At 58.0% G+C, this 8,818-nt stretch carries 6 protein-coding genes and 1 tRNA gene; 5 read left to right on the top strand and 2 right to left on the bottom strand.

All coding sequences use genetic code 11. The annotated features are described in order from the left end of the window. The first annotated feature begins 254 nt into the window (after window positions 1-254). The 4 genes from HMPREF1556_RS05010 to HMPREF1556_RS04995 all read left to right on the top strand — a co-directional run bounded on the left by HMPREF1556_RS05010 (window position 255) and on the right by HMPREF1556_RS04995 (window position 4,859). Window positions 255-328: transfer RNA gene (locus HMPREF1556_RS05010), tRNA-Arg, on the top strand. Window positions 329-572: 244 nt separating this feature from the next. Further along, complete coding sequence (rho, locus tag HMPREF1556_RS05005; RefSeq protein ID WP_021667234.1) at window positions 573-2,471, top strand: transcription termination factor Rho; 1,899 nt, start codon at window positions 573-575, stop codon at window positions 2,469-2,471. An 85-nt stretch (window positions 2,472-2,556) separates the two neighbouring features. Beyond that, the gene (locus HMPREF1556_RS05000; protein WP_021667233.1) at window positions 2,557-3,057 is read left to right on the top strand and encodes a flavodoxin; all 501 of its coding nucleotides are present in this window, start codon (window positions 2,557-2,559) and stop codon (window positions 3,055-3,057) included. Between the two features lie 146 nt (window positions 3,058-3,203). Continuing rightward, window positions 3,204-4,859 carry a dipeptidase gene (locus HMPREF1556_RS04995; RefSeq protein ID WP_021667232.1) on the top strand — a complete coding sequence of 552 codons (1,656 nt, stop codon included), beginning with the start codon at window positions 3,204-3,206 and terminating at the stop codon, window positions 4,857-4,859. 187 nt (window positions 4,860-5,046) lie between these two features. Here the strand turns inward: HMPREF1556_RS04995 and kbl are convergent, their stop codons facing one another. Continuing rightward, window positions 5,047-6,237, bottom strand: a complete 1,191-nt coding sequence (gene kbl / locus HMPREF1556_RS04990; RefSeq protein ID WP_021667231.1) for a glycine C-acetyltransferase — start codon at window positions 6,235-6,237, stop codon at window positions 5,047-5,049. A gap of 54 nt (window positions 6,238-6,291) precedes the next feature. Beyond that, window positions 6,292-7,236, bottom strand: coding sequence for an NAD-dependent epimerase/dehydratase family protein (locus tag HMPREF1556_RS04985; RefSeq protein ID WP_021667230.1), 945 nt, complete (start codon window positions 7,234-7,236; stop codon window positions 6,292-6,294). A gap of 261 nt (window positions 7,237-7,497) precedes the next feature. Between HMPREF1556_RS04985 and HMPREF1556_RS04980 the strand changes: the two genes are divergently transcribed. Next, window positions 7,498-8,736 carry a pitrilysin family protein gene (locus HMPREF1556_RS04980; RefSeq protein WP_021667229.1) on the top strand — a complete coding sequence of 413 codons (1,239 nt, stop codon included), beginning with the start codon at window positions 7,498-7,500 and terminating at the stop codon, window positions 8,734-8,736. Window positions 8,737-8,818: the final 82 nt, after the last annotated feature.

The following is an 8,818-nucleotide window of genomic DNA, read 5'->3' as shown; positions in this document are numbered from 1 at the left end:
ACCTACTGTGGGTCGTCGATGCGACCTACCGTGGGTCGCTGCAGCGACCTACCGTAGGTCTCTTTTTCGCCCCTCAAGGGAATCGCCTCCGAAGGGTCGTGCTTGAGGCTCTTCCTTCCCCCTCGGCCGGCGAGCTGACGGAGGGTAGGAGAGATCCGAAAATTTAATTACCTTTGCACCACGATTACGAAAAAGGAAGAGTGAACCGGCTCACCAAGCTCTGGTGCTGAAGGTACATGACACATCCAAGGATTGGTTGGGTAGCTCAGCTGGATAGAGCAATAGCCTTCTAAGCTATCGGTCCTGGGTTCGAATCCCAGCCCAATCACACTAAAGCTCCCCCTTCATCCCCCCTGATGCTTTTATCTATCTATTGATCGGGTAGCCCCTTGGTTCTCCTTATTCCATTCATTTGTCTCTTCTGACGAACTTTCTTCTTATCTGACATTTGACACAAAGATCCTAGCTGCTTCCTGGAGCTCCCGTAGCTCTGAGCGGTGGGGCTTGGTGGTACACTCTCCACAGAGAGGACCAGCCCTCGAGACTAGAGATCACACAAATTACAGAATCTTATGCAACGATATAACATAACTGAGCTCTCCAACAAAAGCCTGGACGAGCTCCGTGAGATCGCCCGTGAGATCGGCTTCTCTGCCGACTCCTTCCCCGACAAGCGTGAACTGATCTATGAGATCCTCGACCAGCAGGCCGTCACCGTAGCGGAGACCACCTCCGTCAAGCGCAAGCCTGGTCGTCCCCGCAAGAGTGCTCCTTCTGAAGCGCCTGCAGGTGAGCCCGCTCAGCCCGCCGAAGGCTCTGAGCCCACAGAGGCATCTGCCTCTTCGACACCCGAAGGCGAAGCGCCCAAGCGCAAGCGTGGTCGCCCCAGCAAGGCAGAGCTCCTAGCTCGCCAGCAGGCCATCTCTGCCGTAGCCAAGGCTTCGGAGAGTCAGGAGGCTTCCTCAGACCTCATCCCCGCCGAAGAGCCCAAGGCTCAGAAGCCGATCCGTGAGGCTCGTGGCTCTAGCCCCGCTCCCGTCAAGACCGCCGAGGCTAAGCCCCGAGTCACACCCGTCGAGCCCGTAGCGCCCGCTGTAAATGAGCCTGAAGCTCCCGCCTCGGAGACCGAGACCGCCCCAGCAGCTGCTCCCGTGAGTCCTGGGCGCATCGTCTTCCGCCACAAGGACAGCAAGTCCGTGCTGGATCAGGTGCTTCCCACCTTCACGACGCCTCAGTCTCAGCCCCAGCCCAAGGTGCGTCAGCAGGCTCCCGCCGAGCCTCAGCCCACCAAGCAACCCGCTCCGAAGGCTACGACACGTGTACAGCCACAGGAGTTCAACTTCTCTGGTCTCCTCGAGTGCATCGGGGTGCTGGAGATCCTACCCGACGGCTACGGCTTCCTGCGCTCAGCGGACTACAACTATCTGCCTTCGCCCGACGATATCTACCTCTCAGCCCAGCAGATCCGTCAGTGGAGTCTGCGCCCAGGTGACCTCGTCGAGGGCTTCATCCGTCCCCCACAGGATGGCGATAAGTACTTCCCCTTCGACAAGATCACCCGGGTGAATGGTCGCACGCCTTCGGAGATGCGTGACCGAGTACCCTTCGATCATCTGACGCCGATCTTCCCCGATGAGAAGTTCCATCTGGATTCGCCCAACAACCCTGCCGTCCAGGACAAGATCGCTATGCGTATCGTCGATCTCTTCGCTCCGATAGGTAAGGGGCAGCGTGGCCTGATCGTCGCTCAGCCCAAGACGGGTAAGACGATGCTCCTGAAGAATATCGCTAACGCCATCGCTGCCAATCACCCCGAGGTCTACATGATCATCCTCCTAATCGATGAGCGCCCCGAGGAAGTGACGGATATGGCTACGAGCGTCAATGCCGAAGTCATCGCTTCGACCTTCGATGAGCCCGCCGACCGCCACGTCAAGATCGCCGAGATCGTCCTCAACAAGGCTAAGCGCATGGTCGAGAGTGGTCAGGACGTAGTCATACTCCTTGACTCGATCACCCGCCTGGCTCGTGCCTACAATACCGTACAGCCTGCCTCCGGTAAGGTGCTCTCCGGTGGGGTCGATGCCAATGCGCTACAGAAGCCCAAGCGCTTCTTCGGTGCCGCCCGTAATATCCGTGGCGGTGGTAGCCTGACGATCCTAGCTACTGCCCTGCAGGAGACGGGATCGAAGATGGACGACGTCATCTTCGAGGAATTCAAGGGTACGGGTAATATGGAGCTACAGCTAGACCGCCGTCTAGCGAATAAGCGCATCTATCCTGCTGTTGACCTCGTGGCTAGTAGCACGCGCCGTGACGACCTCCTGCAGGATCAGACCACCCAGACACGTATGTGGTCGGTACGCAAGGTGCTCTCGGAAATGAATCCTATCGAAGCGATGGAGAACGTCAAGAACCTCATGCTACGTACCCGTGACAATGAGGAATTCTTCGCCGAAGTGAATAGCTAGTCTCGACTTGCACGTTAGTCCAAGACTTCTCTTATCTTTGTATCGGAAACTCAATTACTACTAACACAAAATATCCTATCGCACAATGAGCAAGATCGGTATTTTCTACGGCTCCTCTACAGGCTCCACCTCTGAGGTAGCTCAGCGCCTGGCTAAGGCCCTCGGTGCAGAAGCAAACGTATTCGATGTAGCAAGCGCTGACGCTGCTGACGTCGCTGGCTTCGATGTCCTCCTCCTCGGCTCCTCCACTTGGGGTCTAGGTGATCTCCAGGACGACTGGGAAGACTTCCTCCCCAAGCTCGCAGAGCAGGATCTCTCGGGCAAGAAGGTCGCTCTCTTCGGTTGCGGTGACGCTGATAGCTACCCCGACAGCTTCTGCGAAGCTATCTACAAGATCTACGAAGGCCTAGCAAGCTCTGGTTGCTCCTTCATCGGTGCTTACGAGCCTGAAGGCTACAGCTACGACGCTACGCAGACCGAGCAGGATGGTAAGCTCATCGGCCTCTGCCTCGACGAAGCTAACCAGTCCGACCTCACCGACGAACGTATCGAGAAGTGGGTAGCTCTGATCAAGCCTGAGCTCTAGAAGCGTACCCCTTATCTAAAGGAAGTTGCCCTCCGACTCCTCCGCCCTCACGGGAAGGAGAGCCGAAGGGCAACTTTTTGTATCTTTAGGCTGTAGTTATCTCAGCTATTACTCAGCTATTCTCCAACTATCATATCAAATACACTATGAAGCAAACTACACTCCTCGCAGGCTTCGCTCTGGCTCTCATGGGCTGGGCAGCGCCGTCTGCTGAGGCTTGCTCCGACTTGATCGTGGGCAAGAAGGCTTCGGTCGATGGCTCGGTCATGATCAGCTATTCGGCCGACTCGCACACCCTCTACGGTGACCTCGTCCATTATCCTGCCAAGGCGTGGGGCAAGGGCCTTATGCTCCAGATCCACGAGTGGGATACGGGCAAGCCCCTTGGGTATATCCCTCAGGCTCCCGTCACGTACAACGTCGTGGGCAACATGAACGAGCACCAGGTCGCCATCACCGAGAGTACTTGGGGCGGGCGCAAGGAGCTCCACGACCCTCAGGGTATCATGGACTATGGTAGCCTCATCTACGTAGCTCTTCAGCGCTCCACGAGCGCCCGTGAAGCCATCCGCATCATGACGGATCTCGTCCGTGACTACGGCTACTACAGCTCCGGCGAATCCTTCACCATCGCCGATAAGAACGAGGTCTGGATCATGGAGCTCATCGGCAAGGGTCCTAAGAAGAAAGGCGCTACCTGGGTGGCTATCCGCATCCCTGACAACGCTATCGCTGCCCACGCTAACCAAGCCCGCATCCACAAGATACCCTTCGGCGACAAGCAGAACTGCATGTACGAGAAGGACGTCGTCAATGTCGCTCGCGAAAATGGTTGGTTCAAAGGCAAGGACAAGGACTTCGACTTCCAGAAGGCGTACAATCCCTACGACTTCAGCGGGCTAAGAGCTTGCGAAGCTCGTGTATGGAGCTTCTTCCGCACCTTCGACAAGGGCATGGACAAGTATAAGAAGCACATCATGGGCGATGCCTCCGAAGAGCCCATGCCTCTGTACATCATCCCCGACCGCAAGGTGAGCCTAGCCGACGTCCGTGAGGGCATGCGCAATCACTACGAAGGCACCGAACTCTCGATGACCAACGACCCCGGGGCTGGCGCCTATAAGGTCCCTTATCGCTGGCGCCCCATGACCTTCAAGAGCGAAGGCCGGGAGTACTTCAACGAGCGTGCCATCGCCACCCAGCAGACGGGCTTCGTCCTGATCGCCCAGATGCGCAGCTGGCTCCCCGACGCCGTCGGCGGCATCCTCTGGTTCGGCGTCGACGATGCCAATACAGCCGTGCTCACCCCGATGTACACATCCATCACGGAGGTCCCCGAGTGCTACCGCAGGGGCAACGGCAGTATGACCGAGTTCAGCTGGACTTCAGCCTTCTGGATCCACAACTGGGTAGCGAACATGGCGTACAACCGCTATGAGCCTATGATCCGCGACATTCGTCCCGTGCAGAAGGAGCTGGAAGATAGCTATGTCGACCTGGTGAAGAACGCCGACGCCCGTGCCCTCGAGCTCTACAAGGCCGATCCAGCGAAGGCTTCGGCCTTCCTCACCCAGCTCTGCGCCAAGGTAGCCAACGAGACCACCGCACGCTGGAAGCAGCTCGGCGAATACCTCCTGGTCAAGTACATGGACGGCAACGTCAAGAAGGAGAAGGACGGCAAGTTCGAAGAGAATGGCCACGGCCAGATCGTCATGCCCAACTTCCCCGGTTACAGCCAGGACTACTACGATCAGGTGGCCAAGAGCGGCGAGGCCAAGCACCTCGAAGTTCCCCAGAAGTAATCGCCCTTCCGCCCCCTCCCCACTAGCTACTTCGCCCCTGAGCTCTCTCGGCTCGGGGGCGAAGTTTTTTGTATTCCTAAGGGTCGAAAGCTCACGGACAAAAAGAATCGTCCACGGACTTCCACCACCGAGCGTGGGGAAGTCCGTGGACGAGCCGTTTAAGAAGGAGGCCGAAGCCGAAGGCGAGCTACTTCAGGGCGCCTAGTTCACGGCCGACCTTGATGAAGGCGGCGATGGCCTTGTCGAGGTGGTGACGTTCGTGAGCGGCGGAGAGCTGGACACGGATGCGAGCCTGACCCTTGGGGACGACGGGGTAGTAGAAGCCCGTGACGTAGATCCCTTCTTCCAGCAGGCGAGCAGCGTACTCCTGCGAGAGCTTCGCATCGTAGAGCATCACGGCGCAGATGGCTGACTGGGTGGGCTTGATGTCGAAGCCGGCAGCGAGCATCTTGTCACGGAAGTACTCGACGTTCTCCATCAGCTTGGTGTGCAGGGCGTCGCTCTCTTCGAGCATCTTGAAGACTTCGAGACCAGCGCCGACGACTGCAGGGGGGATGGAGTTGCTGAAGAGATATGGGCGAGAGCGCTGGCGGAGCATGTCGATGATCTCCTTAGGACCTGTGGTGAAGCCACCGATAGCACCTCCAAAGGCCTTGCCGAGCGTACCGGTGTGTAGGTCGATGCGACCGTAGCAGTTGAACCGCTCGGCCACTCCTCTACCCGTCCGCCCGACGACCCCTGCCGAGTGGCATTCGTCGACCATGACGAGTGCGTCGTACTTCTCCGCTAGGTCGCAGATCTTGTCCATCGGAGCGACATTGCCGTCCATGGAGAAGACCCCGTCGGTGACGATGATGCGGAAGCGGGCGGATTGTGCTTCCTGCAGGACTCGCTCGAGATCTGCCATGTTAGCGTTCTCGTAGCGGTAGCGCTGTGCCTTACACAGACGGACGCCGTCGATGATCGAGGCGTGGTTGAGGGCGTCGCTGATGATCGCGTCTTCGGGGCCAAATAGGGGCTCGAAGATCCCGCCATTAGCGTCGAAGCAGGCGGCATAGAGGATCGTGTCTTCGGTGTGGAAGTAGCGGGCGATGGCTTGCTCGAGCTCCTTGTGGATGTCTTGCGTACCGCAGATGAAGCGGACGGAGCTCATCCCGAAGCCACGTGCATCCATAGCTTCCTTGGCGGCCTTGATGAGGCGTGGGTGGTCGGAGAGACCGAGGTAGTTGTTGGCGCAGAAGTTGATCACTTCCTGCCCCGTGCTGATCTTGATGTCAGCGGTCTGAGGGGTGATGATGATGCGCTCCCGTTTGTAGAGCCCAGCCTCATCGATGGCCTTGAGTTCCTCGGTGAGGAACTTCTTCATGTTCTTAAACATAGTCTTGTGTATGGTCTAGTGAACTTGCTTGCGGTAGGGGAGGAGCGTGGGTGCCTAGCCCTTGCGACGGATGGTCTCGATCATGTCTCGAGTCATGGCGGGCAAGTCGTACTCGGGCTTCCAGTCCCATTCACTGCGGGCACAGCTGTCGTCGAGCGAATTAGGCCACGAGTCGGCGATGCTCTGGCGAAGCGGGTCGAGCTCGTAGGTCATCTGGAAGTCGGGGATAAGCTCTCGGATCGAGGCGGCGATGCCTTCGGGGTCGAAGCTCATCGAGGTCACGTTGAAGGAGTTGCGATGGATGAGGCGACTGGGGTCGGCTTCCATCAGTTCGATGCAGGCACGCAGTGCATCGGGCATGTACATCATATCCATATAGGTGCCGGGGCGCAGAGGGCAGGCGAAGTGCCCCGTACGTACCGCCGCATAGTAGATATCTACAGCGTAGTCGGTAGTGCCACCTCCTGGAGGGGCTACATTAGATATAAGGCCTGGGAAGCGGACGGAGCGGGTGTCGACGCCGAAGCGCTTCTGGTAGTAATCGCTCAGGAGCTCGCCCGTGACCTTCGTCACACCATACATCGTCTTGGGGCGCTGGATGGTATCCTGTGGTGTCAGATCATGAGGGGTCTCAGGGCCGAAGGAGCCGATGGAGCTGGGGGTGAAGACAGCGCAACTCGTCTCACGTGCTACCTCAAGGACATTGAAGAGTCCACCTACCCCGATATGCCACGCTAGCTGGGGCTTGGCTTCGGCTACGGCGCTCAGCAGGGCTGCCAGATTGTAGATGGTGTCGATCTTGTAGCGGTGGACGATCTCGGTGATCTGCTGTGGGTTGGTGATGTCTACCACTTCGCAGGGGCCTGTCTCCAGGAGTTCCCCTTTGGGAGGAGCTGCAGGGATGTACCCTGCCACGACCACGGGGTAGATACGGCGGAGCGTCAGTGCTAGCTCGGTGCCTATCTGCCCTGTAGAGCCGATGATAAGGATGTTTTTCATACCTCTTGTTACTCGTGTTTATCTTGCGATGTCTCGCCGAGCAGGGTATCTTCTGTAGACGCTGCAGGTGCGAGGAATACCTAATATAGTGCGTACAAATGCCCTTTACTGTGCAGTAAATGTAGCTATTCTCGTTGAATGGGGAAATAGTTCACCTATAGCCCTCGTCTAAGCCTCTGTATGCAAGCTCTCTAAGCTCTACTAGGCTAGACGGAAGAGTCTATATACCTTTGTGCCTAGTCATCATAGATTTTTTAGGAAATGCGCCACTATCAGACCTCTACCTTAGCCTCGGGGCTGAGGATCATCTTGGCAGAGGAGCCCCAGGCTACGGTCAGCTATCTGGGGCTCGGGGTGCGTGTCGGCTCACGGGACGAGTCGCTACGCTTCCACGGCCTCTCGCATAGTATCGAGCACATGCTCTTCAAGGGGACACGCCTGCGCTCCGCCCCTCAGCTCATCGAGCGCATGGAGGCTGTCGGCGCCGAACTCAATGCCTTCACGACGAAGGAGGAGACGATGCTCTACGCCGTCTGTCCGTCGGTCTACGCTCGTCGTTCGCTCGCTGTACTGCTGGACATCGCTCGGCATAGTCGCTTCCCCGAGGAGGAGTGGGCTAAGGAGCAGGAGGTGATCCTCGATGAGATCCATTCGTACGAAGATAGCCCGTCGGAGCTGATCTTCGATGAGTTCGAAGATCAGGTCTTTCGCCCCCATCCTCTGGGGCATGCGATCCTAGGAACGGAGGCTTCGGTGGGGAGGATCACCACGGCACATCAGCGACGCTTCTACCAGCGTCATTACCGCCCCGAGCGGATGGTGCTCTTCGCCCAAGGAGCCGTATCCATGGAGCTCCTTGAGGAATATGCTTCCCGTGCCTTCCCTGAGGAGGCAAAGGAAGAGGAAGGCGAGAATGAAGGGATAGGCTCCAGCCCCAGCTATCGCACAGAGGCTCGGCATGTAGTGCGTCGGCGAGGTACGGCACAGAGCCACGTCCTCATGGGTTGCCCTGCCTTTGACCTCTTCGATAGGCGAAGGCTCGGGCTCAGCCTGCTAGCCAATATCCTTGGAGGTAATGGGATGAATGCCCGGCTGAATATGGAGCTTCGGGAGAAGCGAGGACTCGTCTACCATGTCGAGTGTAGCTATACCCCGTACACGGACTCTGGGCTCTTTTCCATCTATTTCGGTTCGTCTCACCGAGCGGAGGCCGAAGCTATGGAGCTCGTCTACCGTGAGCTGGAGCGTCTAGCAAAGGAACCTTTGACGGAGGCCGAACTCACGGCGGCGCTACGTCAGACACGGGGGCAACTCCTCGTCGCCTCGGACAATAAGGAGCAGCACTTCCTTACCATGGGTAAGAGCTTCCTCCATACCGGGCGCTTCGACACCGACGAAGAGCTCTCCGAGCGCCTCGCTACCTTGACTCCCGAGGGGCTCTATGAGACGGCACGGGAGCTCTTCCAGCGAGCGAACTTCCACACACTCATCTACCGCTAGGGGAGGGAACTATCATAGTCTCCCGAAGGGACCCATTCATGGGGTACACGAGGGGGCCATTCATGGGTCGGTCGACCGACCC

Source organism: Porphyromonas sp. oral taxon 278 str. W7784, from assembly GCF_000467855.2.
GTDB lineage: Bacteria > Bacteroidota > Bacteroidia > Bacteroidales > Porphyromonadaceae > Porphyromonas.
The sequence above is the reverse complement of the archived record's forward strand: the minus strand, read 5'-3'. Positions and strand labels throughout refer to the sequence as shown.

Bases quoted from the DNA above. Each gene is read 5' to 3' on its own strand.
- kbl (WP_021667231.1), bottom strand. From the start codon at position 6,237: ATGTTTAAGAACATGAAGAAGTTCCTCACCGAGGAACTCAAGGCCATC.
- HMPREF1556_RS05000 (WP_021667233.1), top strand. From the start codon at position 2,557: ATGAGCAAGATCGGTATTTTCTACGGCTCCTCTACAGGCTCCACCTCT.
- HMPREF1556_RS04995 (WP_021667232.1), top strand. From the start codon at position 3,204: ATGAAGCAAACTACACTCCTCGCAGGCTTCGCTCTGGCTCTCATGGGC.
- rho (WP_021667234.1), top strand. From the start codon at position 573: ATGCAACGATATAACATAACTGAGCTCTCCAACAAAAGCCTGGACGAG.
- HMPREF1556_RS04980 (WP_021667229.1), top strand. From the start codon at position 7,498: ATGCGCCACTATCAGACCTCTACCTTAGCCTCGGGGCTGAGGATCATC.
- HMPREF1556_RS04985 (WP_021667230.1), bottom strand. From the start codon at position 7,236: ATGAAAAACATCCTTATCATCGGCTCTACAGGGCAGATAGGCACCGAG.